This window comes from Streptococcus oralis subsp. dentisani (genome assembly GCF_003944205.1).
In the GTDB taxonomy this organism is placed as follows: domain Bacteria; phylum Bacillota; class Bacilli; order Lactobacillales; family Streptococcaceae; genus Streptococcus; species Streptococcus oralis_BH.
Genome location: NZ_RJPH01000018.1, coordinates 1 through 18,578, shown reverse-complemented (window position 1 = coordinate 18,578; position 18,578 = coordinate 1). Strand labels below are relative to the sequence as shown.

The window sequence follows — 18,578 nt, the reverse complement described above, 5'->3', positions numbered from 1 at the left end:
GTATTAATTCTGGAATTCTCCATTCCCCACCCCGAATCTCCTGCAATTCTGTTTCTGTTACTTCTTTAAATTGTTCCAACTTTACTGTATTTTTCATAATGAAATCTCCTGTATTGTTTTTCTTGTAAGTTATCTTACAAATCTATTATACAAAATGAAGATCACTTAAGAAAAATTTCTTCTCAACTGTACTTTTTTACACCTGAAATGCACCTTTTGAAGAAAAAAGCTGGGAAATAATCCCAGCTTTTTCTTTAATGTACTGATCCCAGCAGGATTCGAACCTGCGACCGTTCGCTTAGAAGGCGAATGCTCTATCCAGCTGAGCTATGAGACCTAACATGACCATTCTATCAAAAAACAAGAAGTAAGTCAATCTTCTATTTATGATAAGGGGATCCCTGCTGAATGGTAAAAGCACGATAAATTTGTTCAACAAGAACTAATCTCATTAACTGATGTGGCAAGGTCAAACGTCCAAAACTAACAGAAAGATTCGCTCGATACTTCACAGCAGGGGATAGTCCCAGACTTCCACCAATAATAAATGTAAGGGTAGAAAATCCCTTTATAGAAGCCTGTTCCAGCTGTCTACTGAATTCTTCTGAGGAGAAAATTTTTCCTTCAATTGCTAACACAACTACAAAATCTCTTTCTCCAATTTTAGAAAGAATTCGATTTCCCTCTATTTCTAATATTTTGTGATTTTCTGACTCACTTGCCTTATCTGGAGTTTTTTCATCGGCTAATTCAATAATTTCTACAGTAGCAAAACGAGAAATTCGTTTAGTATATTCAGCAATGCCATCTTTAAGATATTTTTCCTTCAGTTTTCCAACTGTTATAATTTTTATTTTCATTCTTCTATTCTAACATATCCACACTTCATTTCACATCTTATTCACAAAAAAAACTCTAGAAAAACAAGTAAATTCACAGAATAACGTAAGTTATCCACAACTTGTGTAAAACTTTTACCTTTAAGCTTGAATTAAGTTAATAGATTTATACTTTAATCAAATAAAAAACAAACGGAGGCGTTTATGAAACACTTACAAAAATTTTACAAAAAAGGAGTTACCTTTCTTATCATCATTCTGATAGGATTTTTGAGTGGTGCCCTGGGAAGTTTTGTGACACTGCAACTTTATCAAAAACAAGTAAGTCAAGCCGCAAATAACACTACAAACACTGTTACTCAGACTTCCTACAAAAATGAAAATGCAACAACTCAGGCCGTTAACAAGGTAAAAGATGCCGTTGTGTCGGTCATCACTTATTCAGCAAATCGGCAAAATAGTGTTTTTGGAAATGACGAGACAGATACGGATACCGACTCTCAGCAAGTAGCAAGTGAAGGTTCCGGTGTTATTTACAAAAAGAATGGGAAAGATGCCTATCTTGTGACAAATACCCACGTTATTAAAGGAGCTTCAAAAGTTGATATCCGTTTAGCAGACGGTACAAAAGTTCCTGGTGAAATTGTCGGTTCTGATACGTTCTCTGATATTGCTGTCGTAAAAATTTCTTCAGAAAAAGTCACAACCGTAGCAGAATTTGGAGATTCGAGCAAACTAAATGTTGGTGAGACTGCAATCGCAATTGGTAGTCCTCTAGGATCCGAATATGCCAATACAGTTACCCAAGGAATCATTTCAAGTCTCAATCGAAATGTCTCTCTAAAATCTCAAGATGGTCAAGCCATTTCTACAAAAGCTATTCAGACAGATACTGCCATTAACCCTGGTAACTCTGGTGGTCCACTTATAAACATTCAAGGCCAAGTTATCGGGATTACATCAAGTAAAATTGCAAGTAATGGTGGAACCTCTGTCGAAGGTCTTGGTTTTGCAATCCCATCAAATGATGCTCAAAATATTATTAAACAGCTTGAAAGTGACGGTAAAGTGACTCGCCCTGCTCTTGGAATTCAAATGGTTAATTTAGCTAATATCGGAACTAGTGATCTTAGAAAACTCAATATTCCAAGTAGCGTAACTTCTGGTGTTGTGGTAAAATCTGTTCAAAGTAATATGCCTGCATCTGGTCACCTTGAAAAATATGACGTTATTACCAAAGTTGATGACAAGGATATTTCTTCGTCAACAGATTTACAGAGTGCTCTTTACAACCATTCTATCGGAGACACCATTAAAATCACCTACTATCGAAATGGGAAAGAGGAGACTACAACTGTTAAGCTAGATAAAAGTACAAGTGATTTAGAATCTTAATTGACATCAGTGTAAAGAAAACTTTACATATAATAAAAGATATGTTAGTGTAGAATCATGGAAAAATTTGAAATGATTTCTATCTCGGAAATACAAAAAAATCCCTATCAACCTCGAAAAGAATTTAATGCAGATAAACTAAGAGAATTGGCTGAGTCAATCAAAGAAAATGGGGTCATCCAACCCATCATCGTTCGTCAATCTCCTGTAATTGGTTATGAAATCCTTGCAGGAGAGAGACGATATCGGGCTTCTCTCTTGGCTGGTCTCACTTCTATTCCAGCCGTTGTGAAACACCTCTCAGATCAGGAAATGATGATTCAGTCTATCATTGAGAATTTACAGAGAGAAAACTTGAATCCGGTTGAAGAGGCACGCGCCTACGAATCTTTGGTAGAAAAAGGATTTACTCACACTGAGATAGCAGATAAAATGGGAAAATCTCGTCCTTATATCACTAATTTTATTCGTTTGCTTTCCCTACCAGAGCACATCTTATCTGAAGTAGAAAATGGAAAAATTTCTCAAGCTCATGCACGCTCACTAGTTGGTTTGAATAAAGAGCAGCAAGACTATTTTTTTCAACTAATTAAAAATGAAGACATCTCTGTGAGAAAGTTAGAAACACTGCTGACAGAGAAAAAACAAAAGAAGCAGAAAAAAAGTGATTCTTTCATCAAAGATGAGGAAGATAAATTAAAAAAACTACTTGGATTAAATGTAGAAATTAAACTTTCTAAAAAAGATACTGGAAAGGTTATTATTTCTTTTTCAAGCCAAGAAGAATATGACAGAATTATCAACAGCCTGAAATAAGGCTGTTCTTTTATTTTTTCAACTCACAAATTTATCCACTAATTTTTCTAGCAAAAAACCAAGGAATTCAAAGAATTCCTCACTTATCCCCAACCTGTGGATAAAAAATATAAACATTGTGGATTCTTTTCCACAGATTGTGGAAAAATGCTAGCATCTATGGTAAAATAAGTCTAACAGTAAACCTTTTTACATCAAATATAGCAAAGGAGGGGATAATTGGTGAAAGAAAAACAATTTTGGAATCAAATCTTGGAATTGGCTCAAGAAAGATTAACACGTTCTATGTACGATTTCTATGCCACACCTGCTGAACTCATAAAAGTGGAGGGAAATGTAGCTACTATCTTTTTACCTAGACCTGAAATGGAAATGGTTTGGAAAAAACAGCTCAAGGATATCATTGTGGCTGCTGGTTTTGAAGTTTACGATACTGAAATAAAAACTCAATTTGTCTTAACAAAGCCTGAAGAAGAATCTTCAACCTATGTCATGAATTCTGAAAATAGCAATCATTATGTTGCTTCACAGGCCAATCTTGCTATTCCATATTCTGAAACAGGATTAAAGGAAAAATATACCTTTGATAACTTTATTCAAGGAGATGGGAATATCTGGGCTAAGTCTGCTGCTCTGGCTGTTTCCGAAGACCTCGCATTGACTTATAATCCCCTTTTCATTTATGGTGGTCCTGGACTAGGGAAAACCCATTTACTGAATGCTATCGGAAATGAAATTCTAAAAAATATTCCTGAAGCTCGGGTTAAGTATATTCCTGCTGAAAGTTTTATCAACGACTTTCTTGAGCATCTGAGGCTCGGGGAAATGGAAAAATTTAAAAAAACTTACCGAAGCCTTGATCTCTTACTGATTGATGATATCCAATCTCTCAGTGGAAAAAAGGTTGCAACTCAAGAAGAGTTTTTCAATACTTTCAACGCTCTTCATAGCAATCAAAAACAAATCGTTCTGACTAGTGACCGAAGTCCTAAACACTTAGAAGGACTTGAAGAAAGACTTGTCACGCGCTTTAGCTGGGGATTGACTCAAAATATCACCCCTCCTGACTTTGAGACACGTATCGCCATTCTTCAAAGTAAAACGGAACATTTAAACTACCATTTCCAGAGTGATACCCTAGAATATCTGGCTGGTCAATTTGATTCAAATGTTCGAGAATTGGAAGGAGCAATTAACGATATCACTCTAATTGCCAGAGTAAAGAAGATTAAAGACATCACTATTGATATTGCTGCAGAGGCTATTAGAGCTCGCAAACAAGATGTTAGCCAACTGCTAGTCATTCCAATTGACAAAATCCAAACTGAAGTTGGTAATTTTTATGGAGTGAGTGTCAAAGAAATGAAGGGGACGAGACGAGTTCAGAATATCGTTTTGGCGCGTCAAGTAGCCATGTATCTAGCTAGAGAACTGACAGATAATAGTCTTCCAAAAATTGGAAAAGAATTCGGAGGAAAGGATCACACCACCGTTATTCATGCCCATGCTAAAATTAAATCCTTGATTGACGAAGACGATAATTTACGCTTAGAAATCGAAGCAATCAAAAAGAAAATTAAATAATTTGTGGATAACTTTTCCTTTTCTATCTTTTTTATCCACATTTTTTAAACAAGCTTAAAAGTCTGAAATTACTAAATAGAAATCAGTTTTCCACAGAATTCACACACTCTATTATTTCTATTATCCTTCTAATATTAAAAAATAAATAAAGGAGAATCCATGATTCATTTTTCAATTAATAAAAATTTATTTCTACAAGCCTTGAATACCACAAAGCGAGCAATTAGCTCAAAAAATGCTATTCCTATTTTATCAACTATCAAAATTGATGTTACCAATGAAGGCATTACTTTGATTGGTTCCAATGGTCAAATTTCCATTGAAAATTTCATTTCTCAAAAAAATGAAGATGCTGGTCTTTTGATTACTTCCTTAGGTTCGATTCTTCTTGAAGCTTCTTTCTTTATCAATGTTGTATCTAGTCTTCCAGATGTAACGCTTGATTTCAAAGAGATTGAACAAAAACAAATTGTCTTAACAAGTGGTAAATCAGAAATCACCCTAAAAGGAAAAGATAGCGAACAATATCCTCGTATCCAAGAAATTTCAGCAAGCACTCCTTTGGTTCTTGAAACCAAACTACTCAAGAAAATTATCAATGAAACAGCTTTTGCTGCAAGTACGCAAGAAAGTCGTCCAATCTTAACAGGTGTCCACTTCGTATTGAGCCAAAATAAAGAACTAAAAACAGTTGCGACAGACTCTCATCGCCTTAGCCAGAAAAAATTGACTCTTGAAAAAAATGGTGATGATTTCGATGTGGTGATTCCTAGTCGCTCCCTACGCGAATTTTCAGCTGTATTTACGGATGATATTGAAACTGTGGAGATTTTCTTTGCAAATAATCAAATCCTCTTTAGAAGCGAAAATATTAGTTTCTATACTCGTCTACTAGAAGGTAATTATCCTGATACAGATCGCTTGATTCCAACAGACTTTAACACTACAATTACTTTTGATGTGGTTAATTTGCGTCAATCTATGGAGCGTGCACGTCTCTTATCAAGTGCAACTCAAAATGGTACTGTGAAACTTGAAATTAAAGGTGGAGTTGTTAGCGCCCATGTTCACTCTCCAGAAGTTGGTAAAGTAAACGAAGAAATCGATACGGAGCAGGTGACTGGTGATGATTTGACCATTAGTTTCAACCCAACTTACTTGATTGATTCCCTCAAGGCTTTAAATAGCGAAAAGGTAACTATTAGCTTTATCTCAGCTGTTCGTCCATTTACTCTTGTGCCAGCAGATACTGACGAAGACTTCATGCAGCTCATTACACCAGTTCGTACAAATTAAGTGAAAGAGGTTGAGCCTAGCTCGCCTCTTTTATGATATAATCGAAAAAGAAAAGGAGAGTAGTATGTATCAAGTTGGAAATTTTGTTGAGATGAAAAAGCCCCATGCTTGTACAATCAAGTCAACAGGAAAAAAAGCTAATCGTTGGGAAATTACACGTGTAGGGGCAGATATCAAAATCAAATGTAGCAATTGCGACCACCTTGTCATGATGAGTCGCCATGATTTTGAACGAAAAATGAATAATATTATTGACTAAGAACCCTTAGTTAGAGAGTTAGCAAGTTTTCCCTTTTTGTGTTATAATGTTAGGGATTGAAATGAGAACGGAGAATGAGAAACTATGGCTTTAACAGCAGGTATCGTTGGTTTGCCAAACGTTGGTAAATCAACCCTTTTTAATGCAATTACAAAAGCAGGAGCAGAGGCAGCAAACTACCCATTTGCGACTATTGATCCAAACGTTGGAATGGTGGAAGTTCCGGATGAACGCCTACAAAAACTAACGGAAATGATTACACCTAAAAAGACAGTTCCAACAACTTTTGAATTTACGGACATTGCAGGGATTGTAAAAGGAGCATCAAAAGGGGAAGGACTAGGGAATAAATTCTTGGCCAACATCCGTGAAGTGGATGCTATTGTTCATGTGGTTCGTGCATTTGATGATGAAAATGTCATGCGTGAACAAGGACGTGAAGATGCCTTTGTGGATCCACTTGCAGATATTGATACCATTAACCTGGAGTTGATTCTTGCTGATTTAGAATCAGTTAATAAACGCTATGCGCGTGTAGAAAAGATGGCACGTACGCAAAAAGATAAGGAATCTGTGGCAGAATTCAATGTTCTTCAAAAAATTAAACCAGTCCTTGAAGATGGAAAATCAGCACGTACCATTGAATTCACAGATGAAGAACAAAAAGTAGTCAAAGGGCTTTTCCTTTTGACGACTAAACCAGTTCTTTATGTTGCTAATGTGGATGAAGATGTGGTTTCAGATCCAGACTCTATCGACTATGTCAAACAAATTCGAGAATTTGCAGCGACAGAAAATGCTGAAGTAGTAGTTATTTCTGCGCGTGCTGAGGAAGAAATTTCTGAGTTAGATGATGAGGATAAACAAGAGTTTCTTGAAGCACTTGGTTTGACTGAATCAGGCGTTGACAAGTTGACTCGAGCTGCTTACCACTTGCTTGGACTTGGAACTTACTTTACAGCTGGTGAAAAAGAAGTCCGTGCTTGGACCTTTAAGCGTGGTATGAAAGCTCCTCAAGCGGCCGGTATTATCCACTCAGACTTTGAAAAAGGCTTTATTCGTGCAGTAACCATGTCATATGAGGATCTAGTGAAATACGGATCTGAAAAAGCTGTAAAAGAAGCTGGACGCTTGCGTGAAGAAGGAAAAGAATATATCGTTCAAGATGGCGATATCATGGAATTCCGCTTTAATGTCTAATAACATTTAACAAATAGTGTCAATTAGGTTGGAAAAAAATTCCAACCCTTTTGGCTTTTGAAAGGAAAATAAATGACTAAATTACTTGTAGGATTGGGAAATCCAGGGGATAAATATTTTGAAACCAAGCACAATGTTGGCTTTATGTTGATTGACCAATTAGCTAAAAAAAAAAATGTCACTTTTACACACGATAAGATATTTCAAGCTGACCTAGCATCTTTTTTCTTCAATGGAGAAAAAATTTATCTGGTCAAACCAACTACTTTTATGAATGAAAGTGGAAAAGCAGTTCATGCTTTATTGACTTACTATGGTTTGGATATTGAAGATTTACTCGTTATTTACGACGATCTTGACATGGAAGTCGGGAAAATTCGTTTAAGAACAAAGGGCTCAGCAGGTGGTCATAATGGTATCAAGTCTATTATTCAACATATAGGGACTCAGGTCTTCAACCGTGTTAAAATAGGTATTGGCAGACCTAAAAAAGGTATGTCAGTTGTTCACCATGTTTTAAGTAAGTTTGATCAGGATGACTATGTAGGTATTTTACAGTCAATTGACAAGGTTGACGATTCTGTAAACTACTATTTACAAGAGAAAAACTTTGAGAAAACGATGCAGAGGTATAACGGCTAAATGGTGACTTTATTAGATTTATTCTCAGAAAATGATCAGATAAAAAAATGGCATCAAAATCTTACAGATAAGAAAAGACAACTAATACTAGGTTTGTCAACTTCTACCAAGGCTCTTGCAATTGCAAGTAGTCTAGAAAAAGAAAATAAGATTGTGCTGCTGACATCGACTTATGGAGAAGCAGAAAGAATTATCAGTGATCTTCTTTCTATCTTAGGAGAGGAATTTGTCTATCCATTTTTGGTAGATGACTCTCCTATGGTAGAGTTTTTGATGTCTTCACAAGAAAAAATCATTTCGCGAGTTGAAGCCTTGCGTTTTTTAACTGATTCATCCAAGAAAGGGATTTTAGTTTGTAATATAGCAGCAAGTCGCTTGATTTTACCTTCTCCGACTAGATTTAAAGAAAGTATTATAAGGATTGCAGTTGGTGAAGAATATGACCAACATGACCTTCTTCACAAATTAAAGGAAATCGGTTATAGAAAAGTTACTCAAGTACAGACCCAAGGGGAGTTTAGTATTCGAGGAGATATTTTAGATATTTTTGAGATGTCTCAGTTAGAATCTTTCCGAATCGAGTTTTTTGGTGATGAAGTAGATGGAATTCGGACTTTTGAAGTAGAAACACAATTATCAAAAGAAAATCAGACAGAACTCACTATCTTTCCAGCTAGTGACATGCTTTTAAAAGAAAGGGACTATTTAAGAGGTCAGTCAGCTTTAGAAAAGCAAATTTCGAAGACCTTATCAGCAATTTTAAAATCATACTTGGAAGAGATTTTGTCAAGTTTTCATCAAAAACAAGTACATTCAGATAGTCGAAAGTTTTTATCTTTATGTTACGATAAAACATGGACTATATTTGATTATATTGAAAAAGATACACCAGTATTCTTTGATGATTATCAAAAATTAATGAATCAGTATGAAACCTTTGAAAGAGAGTTAGCGCAATACTTTACAGAAGATTTACAGAATGGTAAATCATTTTCTGATATGCAGTATTTTGCAGATACAGAGCAAACCTATAAAAAACAAAGTCCAGTTACCTTTTTCTCCAATCTCCAAAAAGGATTAGGAAATCTCAAGTTTGATCACATTTATCAATTTAATCAATTTCCCATGCAGGAGTTTTTCAATCAATTTTCTTTTCTTAAAGAAGAAATTGAGCGATATAAAAAAATGGACTACACCATTGTTTTGCAGTCCAGCAATTCAATGGGAAGTAAAAAATTGGAGGATGTTTTAGAGGAATATCAGATCAAATTGGATTCCAGAGATCAGTCAAGTATCTGTAAAGAATCTGTAAACTTGATCGAAGGTAATCTAAGACATGGTTTTCATTTTGTAGATGAAAAAATTCTCCTGATTACTGAACATGAGATTTTTCAAAAGAAATTAAAACGTCGTTTTAGAAGACAACATGCGTCAAATGCAGAGCGATTAAAAGATTATAATGAACTTGAAAAAGGGGACTACGTTGTTCACCATATCCATGGAATTGGTCAATATCTAGGAATCGAAACAATTGAAATCAAAGGCATTCACCGAGATTATGTCAGTGTTCAATACCAAAATGGGGATCAAATCTCCATCCCAGTTGAGCAAATTCAATTACTGTCCAAATATGTTTCAAGTGATGGGAAACCTCCTAAACTCAATAAATTAAATGACGGTCATTTCAAAAAGGCCAAGCAAAAAGTTAAGAACCAGGTAGAGGATATAGCTGACGATTTAATCAAGCTTTATTCTGAGCGTAGTCAGTTGAAGGGTTTTGCTTTCTCAGCTGATGATGATGATCAACATGCTTTTGATGATGCCTTCCCTTATGTTGAAACGGATGATCAACTTCGTAGTATTGAGGAAATTAAGAGAGATATGCAAGATTCTCATCCCATGGATCGACTTCTGGTTGGAGATGTTGGTTTTGGGAAGACTGAGGTTGCAATGCGTGCAGCCTTTAAGGCGGTCAATGATCATAAACAAGTTGTCGTTCTAGTTCCAACGACGGTTTTAGCACAACAACACTATACGAATTTTAAGGAACGATTTCAAAATTTTGCAGTTAATATTGATGTGCTGAGTCGCTTTAGAAGTAAAAAAGAGCAGGCAGAGACACTTGAAAAATTAAAGAATGGTCAAGTTGATATTTTGATTGGAACCCATCGTGTTTTGTCTAAAGATGTTGTGTTTTCAGATTTGGGATTGATGATTATTGATGAGGAGCAACGATTTGGTGTCAAGCATAAGGAAACTTTGAAAGAACTGAAAAAACAAGTAGATGTTCTAACCTTGACTGCAACACCAATCCCTCGTACTCTCCACATGTCTATGCTGGGAATCAGAGATTTGTCTGTTATTGAAACTCCTCCAACCAATCGCTATCCGGTTCAAACCTATGTTTTAGAAAAGAATGACAGTGTGATTCGTGATGCTGTCTTGCGTGAAATGGAGCGTGGAGGTCAAGTTTACTATCTTTACAATAAAGTTGACACGATTGACCAGAAGGTTTCAGAATTACAGGAGTTGATTCCAGAGGCTTCAATTGGTTATGTTCATGGGCAAATGAGTGAGATTCAGTTAGAAAATACTCTACTGGATTTTATTGAAGGACAATATGATATTTTGGTGACGACTACTATTATTGAAACAGGAGTTGACATTCCGAACGCCAATACCTTATTTATTGAAAATGCAGATCATATGGGCTTGTCAACCTTGTATCAGTTAAGAGGAAGAGTTGGTCGTAGCAATCGCATTGCTTATGCCTATCTCATGTATCGTCCAGAAAAATCAATCAGTGAAATCTCTGAAAAGAGATTAGAAGCAATCAAAGGATTTACAGAATTGGGCTCTGGATTTAAGATTGCGATGCGAGATCTTTCAATTCGTGGTGCAGGAAATCTCCTAGGAAAATCGCAGTCTGGTTTCATTGATTCTGTTGGTTTTGAATTGTATTCGCAGTTACTAGAGGAAGCTATCGCTAAACGTAACGGCAATGGGAATACAAGAACTAAAGGAAATGCTGAGTTGATTTTACAAATTGATGCTTATCTTCCTGATACTTATATTTCTGACCAACGACATAAGATTGAAATTTACAAGAAAATTCGTCGAATTGACAACCGTGTCAACTATGAAGAACTACAAGAAGAATTGATGGATCGCTTTGGAGAATATCCAGACGTAGTAGCCTATCTTTTAGAGATTGGTTTGGTCAAATCTTACTTGGACAAGGTCTTTGTTCAACGTGTGGAAAGAAAAGATAATAAAATTACAATTCAATTTGAAAAAGTCACTCAACGATTGTTCTTGGCTCAAGATTATTTTAAAGCCTTATCCGCAACGAACCTAAAAGCAGCGATAGCTGAGAATAAGGGATTAATGGAAGTTGTATTTGATGTCCGAAACAAGAAGGATTATGAAATTTTAGAAGGTTTGCTGATTTTTGGAGAAAGTTTATTAGAGATAAAAGAATCAAAGGAAGCAAATCCCATTTGACATTTTTCTTCTATAAAAAGGATAAAAATGGTACAATAATAATTTGAGGTAATAAAAATGAGATTAGACAAGTATTTAAAAGTATCACGAATTATTAAGCGTCGCACAGTCGCAAAAGAAGTAGCAGATAAAGGTAGAATCAAGGTGAATGGAATCTTGGCCAAAAGTTCAACGGATTTGAAAGTTGATGACCAAGTTGAAATTCGCTTTGGAAATAAGTTGTTGCTTGTTAAAGTACTAGAGATGAAAGATAGTACAAAAAAAGAAGATGCAGCAGGCATGTATGAAATTCTCAGTGAAACACGGGTAGAAGAAAATGTCTAAAAATATTGTACAGATGAATAATTCTTTTATTCAAAATGAACACCAACGTCGTCGTTACCTGATGAAGGAAAGACAAAAAAGAAATCGCTTTATGGGTTGGGTTCTTATTTTGATGATTTTATTGTTTATTTTACCGACTTATAATCTGGCCCAAAGCTATAATCAGTTGTTGCAACGTCGTCAGCAATTGACAGAGTTGAAAGAACAATACCGAACTCTTAGTGATGAAAAGGATAAGGAATCTGCTTTTGCTGCGAAGTTGAAAGATGAAGACTATGTAGCAAAATATGCACGTGCCAAGTACTATTACTCAAAGAAACGAGAAGCAATTTACACGATTCCTGATTTGCTTCCGAGGTAATGTCATGGAAAATTTATTAGAAGTTGTTGAGCAATTTTTAAGTTTATCAGATGAAAAATTAGAGGAATTGGCAGCTAAAAACCATTTATTACGATTACAAGAAGAAAGGGAAGAGAAGAATGCGTAAGTTCTTAGTAGTGTTATCACTACTATCTGTTTTTATCATAACTTCAAGAGTAGTTAGCACAGAAAAACAGCTCCCTTACTCTTCACAAGAAATTTATTATCTAACTGAGTCTGATTATGGATTCTACTATAAAGAACCCCTTGAATCGCCAATGGTTTATGGAGAAGCAGCTGTCTATGCTAATGAAGATCTTGTAAAGGAGTCTGGAAAATTGACTTCTGGAACCACTTTTAAAATCGTAGAATGGCGTTTGAATAGACAAGGTATTCCTGTTTTTAAATTAAACAATCATCAGTTTATCGTTGCAGATAAGCGTTTAATCTATGATCAAAGTCAAGTTCAAACTCAAAATAGACAAGTATGGTTGGAACCGGGGTTTGTTATTTATAACAGTCCTTATGGTGCTAAAGAAATTTCTTCATCCCTCTCTCCCTATCAACGCGTAACAGTAGATAGAACCCTCTTTGCTGAGGGACAAGAATTTCTTCATATTGATCAAGTTGGGTGGGTATCAAAAGAGTTCGTTTCAGAAGAGGACAATCGTATCCAGAAGGTTCAAGAAGTCTTGTCAAACAACTATCAGAATGAAAATTATTCTATTTATGTTAAACAACTGAGTACAGGTAAAGAGGCTGGGGTGAATGAAGACAGCAAACTCTATGCAGCTAGCATCTTGAAACTAGCCTATCTTTATTATGCTCAAGATAAGATAAATCAAGGTGACTATACGCTGGACAGTAGCTTCAAGTATGTCTCAGAAGTGAATAATTTCCCTGGATCCTATAAACCAGAAGGTAGTGGTAGTTTACCTAAAACAGGAGACAACAAAGACTACAGTCTCCAACAATTAATTACCAAGGTAACAAAGGAGTCTGACAATGTTGCTCATAATATTTTAGGTTATTATGTGACCAATCAATCTGACGGGGCTTTTAAAGAAAAAATGTCCACCATTATGGGTGAAGATTGGGATGTGAATGATAAATTAACTTCTTCAAAAATGGCTGGAAAGGTCATGGAAGCTATTTATAATCAGAATGGTTTTGTTTTAGAGTCTCTAAGCAAGACGAATTTTGATAACCAACGAATTGCGAAAGGTGTTTCGGTTAAGGTAGCTCACAAAATCGGAGATGCTGACGAGTTTAAACACGATACTGCCATTGTATTTACAGACTCACCTTTCGTTCTCTCTATTTTCACTAAAAATTCTGATTATGACACCATTGCTAAGATAGCTAAGGATGTCTATGAGGTTCTAAAATGAGGGAGCAGGATTTTTTAAATCATTTTCTCAGAAAAGAGTATTTCAAAAAACATTCTAAAATCGTATTAGCTCTGTCTGGCGGACTGGATTCGATGTTTTTATTCCATCTATTGTCCACTTATCAAAAAGAGTTGGGAATTGAGGTGATTTTAGCACATGTCAATCACAAGCAGAGAAGGGAGTCTGATTGGGAGGAAAATGAACTAAGGAAGTTAGCTGATGTAGCTGGACTTCCTATTTATATCACAAGTTTTTCAGGAGACTTTTCAGAGGCGCGTGCTCGGGAGTTTCGTTATGATTTTTTTAGGAAAATCATGAAAGAGGTTGGAGCGACAGCCTTGGTCACTGCCCACCATGCAGATGATCAGGTTGAAACGATTTTGATGCGGTTCATTCGCGGAAGTCGACTACGTCATCTAACAGGAATAAAAGAAAGTCAAGTAGTTGATGATATCGAAATCATCCGTCCCTTGTTGCATTTTCATAAAAAGGATTTTCCACCAATTGTTCATTTCGAAGATCAATCAAATCGTGAGAATGCCTATTTTCGAAATCGTATTCGAAATAGGTATTTACCAGAGCTTGAAAAAGAAAATCCTCGTCTTAAATCCGCTCTTTTAGATTTAGGAAGGGAAATTTCAGATTACCAAGTAGCCATAATGGAGCTCTCTGAACAGATTGATGTGGAAGATTTGAATGAGCTCTTTTCATACTCACAACAAACTCAAGGGGTTTTACTGCAGAACTATCTTAATCAATTCCCAGACTTAAATCTTACGAAGGCTCAGTTTGCCGAAGTTCGACAGATTTTAGCAACTAAAAGCCAGTATCGTCATTCTCTTAAAAATGGCTATGAATTGATAAAAGAGTATCAATATTTTCGAGTTTGTAAAATCAGTCCTCAGGCCGATGAAAAGGAAGATGAACTTGTGTTATACTATCAAAATCAAGTTCGATATATGGGCTATTTATTTTCCTTTGGTATCCCTATTGAAGGGGATTCTGTTCAAAAAGTAACGGTTTCACGAGAAACACCTGTACATATTAGGTGTCGAAAAACTGGCGATGTTCTTATCCTGAATGGGCATCGAAAGAAACTGAGACGTTTGTTTATAGATTTGAAAATTCCTATTGAAAAACGAAAAATAACCCCTATTATTGAGCAATTTGGAGAAATTGTCTCAATTTTGGGAATTGCTATCAGTGATTTGAGTAAAAACACGAAAAATGATATAATGAACACTGTACTTTATATAGAAAAAATAGATAGGTAAAAAGATGTTAGAACACGATATAAAAAAAATCCTCGTTTCACATGATGAAATTACAGAAGCAGCTAAAAAGCTAGGTGAGCAGCTAACCAAAGACTATGAGGGGAAAAATCCAATTCTTATTGGAATTTTGAAAGGATCAATTCCTTTTATGGCTGAATTGGTCAAACATATTGATACGCATATTGAGATGGACTTCATGATGGTATCTAGCTACCATGGTGGAACAGCAAGTAGTGGTGTGATCAATATCAAGCAAGACGTGACTCAAGATATCAAGGGAAGACATATTCTATTTGTAGAAGATATCATCGATACAGGTCAAACTTTGAAGAATTTGAAAGATATGTTTATTGCAAGAGAAGCAGCTTCGGTTAAAATTGCGACTTTGTTGGACAAACCAGAGGGACGTGTTGTTGAAATTGAGGCAGATTATACTTGCTTTACTATTCCAAATGAGTTTGTAGTAGGATATGGTTTGGACTACAAAGAAAATTATCGTAACCTTCCTTATGTTGGAGTATTGAAAGAAGAAGTTTATTCAAATTAGAAAGAGCATTCTTTAATGAAAAAACAAAATAATGGTTTAGTTAGAAATCCATTTCTATACTTGTTAATTATCTTCTTCCTAGTGACAGGATTCCAGTATTTTTACTCTGGAAATACTGCTGGACGAAGCGAAAAAATTAACTATACAGAATTGGTAAAAGAAATTACAGCAGACAATGTAAAAGAATTGACCTATCAGCCAAATGGTAGCATCATTGAGGTGTCTGGTGTTTATAAAAATCCTAAGACTAGTAAAGAAGAAACAGGGATTCAATTTTTCACTCCTACTGCTACAAAAGTAGAAAGATTCTCAAGTACCATTCTTCCGTCGGATTCAACAGTTTCAGAATTGCAAAAACTTGCTTCTGAACATCAGTCTGAGGTAACGGTTAAACATGAGAGTTCAAGTGGTATGTGGATCAATATCCTTGTCTCTGTTGTGCCATTTGCTATTCTCTTCTTCTTCCTCTTTTCTATGATGGGAAATATGGGAGGAAATAATAGTAGAAATCCAATGAGTTTTGGACGTAGCAAGGCTAAGGCTGCTAACAAAGAAGATATCAAGGTACGATTCTCAGATGTTGCGGGTGCCGAGGAAGAAAAACAAGAATTAGTCGAAGTTGTTGAATTCCTAAAAGATCCAAAACGATTTACAAAGCTTGGTGCGCGTATTCCTGCGGGTGTTCTTTTGGAGGGGCCTCCCGGGACAGGTAAAACCTTACTTGCTAAGGCAGTTGCTGGAGAAGCAGGAGTTCCATTCTTTAGCATCTCAGGATCTGACTTTGTAGAAATGTTTGTCGGAGTTGGTGCAAGCCGTGTTCGTTCTCTTTTTGAGGATGCAAAAAAAGCAGCACCAGCCATCATCTTTATCGATGAAATTGATGCTGTTGGTCGCCAACGTGGTATCGGCCTCGGTGGAGGAAATGATGAACGTGAGCAAACCTTGAACCAACTCTTAATTGAAATGGATGGTTTTGAGGGAAATGAAGGAATTATCGTCATCGCTGCAACAAACCGTTCAGATGTCCTTGATCCTGCTCTACTACGCCCGGGACGTTTTGATAGAAAAGTCTTGGTTGGTCGTCCTGATGTTAAAGGTCGTGAAGCAATCTTGAAAGTTCACGCTAAAAATAAACCTCTGGCAGACGATGTTGATTTGAAATTAGTTGCCCAACAAACCCCAGGTTTTGTGGGAGCTGACTTGGAAAATGTTCTAAATGAGGCAGCCTTGGTTGCAGCCCGTCGCAACAAGTCAGTCATTGATGCTTCAGATATTGATGAGGCAGAGGACAGAGTGATTGCTGGACCATCTAAGAAAGATAAAACAGTATCACAAAGAGAACGTGAATTGGTTGCCTACCATGAGGCTGGACATACCATTGTTGGTTTAGTCTTGTCAAATGCTCGTGTTGTTCATAAAGTGACCATCGTGCCACGTGGACGTGCAGGCGGATACATGATTGCACTTCCTAAAGAAGACCAAATGCTTCTTTCTAAAGAAGATATGAAAGAGCAATTGGCAGGTTTGATGGGTGGTCGTGTAGCTGAAGAGATTATCTTTAATGTCCAAACTACAGGAGCTTCCAATGATTTTGAACAAGCTACACAGATGGCGCGTGCAATGGTTACTGAATACGGTATGAGTGAAAAACTTGGTCCAGTTCAATACGAAGGTAATCATGCTATGTTTGGTGCACAAAGTCCTCAAAAATCAATTTCAGAGCAAACAGCCTATGAGATTGATGAGGAAGTGCGTTCATTATTAAATGAAGCACGAAACAAAGCAGCTGAAATTATTCAATCAAATCGTGAAACCCACAAGTTGATTGCAGAGGCATTGTTGAAATACGAAACATTGGATAGTACTCAAATTAAATCTCTTTACGAAACAGGAAAAATGCCTGAGACAGTAGAAGAGGAATCACATGCCCTATCTTATGATGAAGTAAAATCAAAAATGAGTGAAGAAAAATAACCCCAGAGAGGCCAGGCCTCTCTTTTTGTATGCAGTTGAGGCAACGAGAAGTACAGAAGAGGAGAAGAAGATCAAAGACTAGGTTCTTTCTGCTAAACTAAATGCAGAAAGGAGAGGTCTATGAATCTGAAAGAACTATACGAAGAAAGTAAAGGGATCGTCCATAAGTGCCGCAAAGAATACCATTTACATCTGTGGGAGAAAGAGGACTGGGACCAGGAGGGGATGCTGTGCCTGTATGAACTGGTCAGTCACCATCCAGAGTTGCTAGTGGGTGAACGACACCGACTATATGTCTGCTTTAAAACTAAATTCCGCAATCGTATCCTAGATTACATCCGTAAACAGGAAAGTCACAAGCGCCGTTTCGACAAAGAGCCTTATGAGGAGGTGAGCGAAATCAGCCATCGCCTAGGAGAAAAAGGACTGAGACTGGATGATTACTATCTCTTTCACGAACTGCTAAGGAATTACAAGGCAAGTCAGAGTAAAGAAAAACAAGAACAACTTGACCGTCTAATGGGAGGAGAATGTTTCAAAGGACGCAAGGCACTTCTAGGAGAATTAAGAGTGGTATTGAGTGATTTTAGATAAAATGAAAGGAGATTAAAAAAGATCTTGACAAAGTAGGAAAAGTAGGTATAATAGAAAGAGTTGAAAAACTCAAGGTCCGTTGGTCAAGGGGTTAAGACACCGCCTTTTCACGGCGGTAACACGGGTTCGAATCCCGTACGGACTATGAGTGTATCGCAGAGACGAAAAAAGTAAAAAAAGTTTCAAAAAAGTGTTGACATAGGTTGGCAGCTGTGATATACTAATATAGTTGTCGCTTGAGAGAGATTGAGTGACAAAGACCTTTGAAAACTGAACAAGACGAACCAATGTGCAGGGCACTATAACAAAGGTTATAGTACTGAACAATGAAAAACAATAAATCTGTCAGTGACAGAAATGAGTGAGAACTCAAACTTTTAATGAGAGTTTGATCCTGGCTCAGGACGAACGCTGGCGGCGTGCCTAATACATGCAAGTAGAACGCTGAAGGAGGAGCTTGCTTCTCTGGATGAGTTGCGAACGGGTGAGTAACGCGTAGGTAACCTGCCTGGTAGCGGGGGATAACTATTGGAAACGATAGCTAATACCGCATAATAGCAGTTATTGCATGATAACTG

At 36.6% G+C, this 18,578-nt stretch carries 18 protein-coding genes, 2 tRNA genes and 1 rRNA gene; 18 read left to right on the top strand and 3 right to left on the bottom strand.

Annotated elements, in window-relative coordinates:
- The 3 genes from comC to rlmH form a co-directional block, all read right to left on the bottom strand.
- Positions 1–97 (bottom strand): competence-stimulating peptide ComC (gene comC / locus D8805_RS09355; RefSeq protein WP_125417002.1); only part of this gene is annotated, 97 nt, incomplete at its 3' end.
- 166 nt (positions 98–263) lie between these two features.
- Positions 264–337: transfer RNA gene (locus tag D8805_RS09350), tRNA-Arg, on the bottom strand.
- A gap of 43 nt (positions 338–380) precedes the next feature.
- Positions 381–860: a 23S rRNA (pseudouridine(1915)-N(3))-methyltransferase RlmH gene (gene rlmH, locus D8805_RS09345; RefSeq protein ID WP_038804781.1), complete on the bottom strand. Its 480-nt coding sequence runs from the start codon at positions 858–860 to the stop codon at positions 381–383.
- Positions 861–1,043: 183 nt separating this feature from the next.
- Here rlmH and D8805_RS09340 point away from each other — a divergent pair, with 183 nt between their 5' ends.
- The 18 genes from D8805_RS09340 to D8805_RS09255 form a co-directional block, all read left to right on the top strand.
- Positions 1,044–2,234, top strand: a complete 1,191-nt coding sequence (locus D8805_RS09340; protein ID WP_125417000.1) for a S1C family serine protease — start codon at positions 1,044–1,046, stop codon at positions 2,232–2,234.
- 57 nt (positions 2,235–2,291) lie between these two features.
- Positions 2,292–3,050 carry a ParB/RepB/Spo0J family partition protein gene (locus D8805_RS09335; protein WP_093586312.1) on the top strand — a complete coding sequence of 253 codons (759 nt, stop codon included), beginning with the start codon at positions 2,292–2,294 and terminating at the stop codon, positions 3,048–3,050.
- Positions 3,051–3,272: 222 nt separating this feature from the next.
- Positions 3,273–4,634 (top strand): chromosomal replication initiator protein DnaA, encoded by a 1,362-nt coding sequence (gene dnaA, locus D8805_RS09330; protein WP_125416998.1) that lies wholly within the window; start codon positions 3,273–3,275, stop codon positions 4,632–4,634.
- Between the two features lie 159 nt (positions 4,635–4,793).
- Positions 4,794–5,930 (top strand): DNA polymerase III subunit beta, encoded by a 1,137-nt coding sequence (gene dnaN / locus D8805_RS09325; RefSeq protein ID WP_125416996.1) that lies wholly within the window; start codon positions 4,794–4,796, stop codon positions 5,928–5,930.
- A 64-nt stretch (positions 5,931–5,994) separates the two neighbouring features.
- Positions 5,995–6,189 carry a DUF951 domain-containing protein gene (locus D8805_RS09320; RefSeq protein WP_093586316.1) on the top strand — a complete coding sequence of 65 codons (195 nt, stop codon included), beginning with the start codon at positions 5,995–5,997 and terminating at the stop codon, positions 6,187–6,189.
- 84 nt (positions 6,190–6,273) lie between these two features.
- Entirely contained in the window at positions 6,274–7,389 is a 1,116-nt protein-coding gene (gene ychF, locus D8805_RS09315) for a redox-regulated ATPase YchF (protein WP_001218700.1), read from the top strand.
- 72 nt (positions 7,390–7,461) lie between these two features.
- Positions 7,462–8,031, top strand: a complete 570-nt coding sequence (pth, locus tag D8805_RS09310; RefSeq protein ID WP_125416994.1) for an aminoacyl-tRNA hydrolase — start codon at positions 7,462–7,464, stop codon at positions 8,029–8,031.
- Complete coding sequence (mfd, locus tag D8805_RS09305) at positions 8,032–11,535, top strand: transcription-repair coupling factor (RefSeq protein ID WP_125416992.1); 3,504 nt, start codon at positions 8,032–8,034, stop codon at positions 11,533–11,535.
- Positions 11,536–11,592: 57 nt separating this feature from the next.
- Positions 11,593–11,859 (top strand): RNA-binding S4 domain-containing protein, encoded by a 267-nt coding sequence (locus D8805_RS09300; protein ID WP_001234975.1) that lies wholly within the window; start codon positions 11,593–11,595, stop codon positions 11,857–11,859.
- Positions 11,852–12,220, top strand: coding sequence for a septum formation initiator family protein (locus tag D8805_RS09295; RefSeq protein WP_125416990.1), 369 nt, complete (start codon positions 11,852–11,854; stop codon positions 12,218–12,220). The genes D8805_RS09300 and D8805_RS09295 overlap by 8 nt, the downstream gene beginning before the upstream one ends.
- Before the next feature lie 4 nt (positions 12,221–12,224).
- Entirely contained in the window at positions 12,225–12,347 is a 123-nt protein-coding gene (locus D8805_RS10330) for an SP_0009 family protein (RefSeq protein ID WP_000429343.1), read from the top strand.
- Positions 12,340–13,611, top strand: a complete 1,272-nt coding sequence (locus D8805_RS09290) for a serine hydrolase (protein WP_125416988.1) — start codon at positions 12,340–12,342, stop codon at positions 13,609–13,611. The genes D8805_RS10330 and D8805_RS09290 overlap by 8 nt, the downstream gene beginning before the upstream one ends.
- On the top strand, positions 13,608–14,885 hold the full coding sequence (gene tilS, locus D8805_RS09285) for a tRNA lysidine(34) synthetase TilS (protein ID WP_125416986.1): 1,278 nt from the start codon (positions 13,608–13,610) through the stop codon (positions 14,883–14,885). Before D8805_RS09290 ends, tilS begins: the two co-directional genes overlap by 4 nt.
- Before the next feature lie 4 nt (positions 14,886–14,889).
- Positions 14,890–15,432, top strand: coding sequence for a hypoxanthine phosphoribosyltransferase (gene hpt / locus D8805_RS09280; RefSeq protein ID WP_084948159.1), 543 nt, complete (start codon positions 14,890–14,892; stop codon positions 15,430–15,432).
- A 15-nt stretch (positions 15,433–15,447) separates the two neighbouring features.
- On the top strand, positions 15,448–17,406 hold the full coding sequence (gene ftsH / locus D8805_RS09275; RefSeq protein WP_084948157.1) for an ATP-dependent zinc metalloprotease FtsH: 1,959 nt from the start codon (positions 15,448–15,450) through the stop codon (positions 17,404–17,406).
- Between the two features lie 120 nt (positions 17,407–17,526).
- Complete coding sequence (locus D8805_RS09270) at positions 17,527–18,000, top strand: sigma-70 family RNA polymerase sigma factor (protein ID WP_125416984.1); 474 nt, start codon at positions 17,527–17,529, stop codon at positions 17,998–18,000.
- Between the two features lie 73 nt (positions 18,001–18,073).
- Positions 18,074–18,145, top strand: a tRNA-Glu gene (locus D8805_RS09265).
- 231 nt (positions 18,146–18,376) lie between these two features.
- A 16S ribosomal RNA gene (locus tag D8805_RS09255) occupies positions 18,377–18,578 on the top strand; the annotation flags it as partial.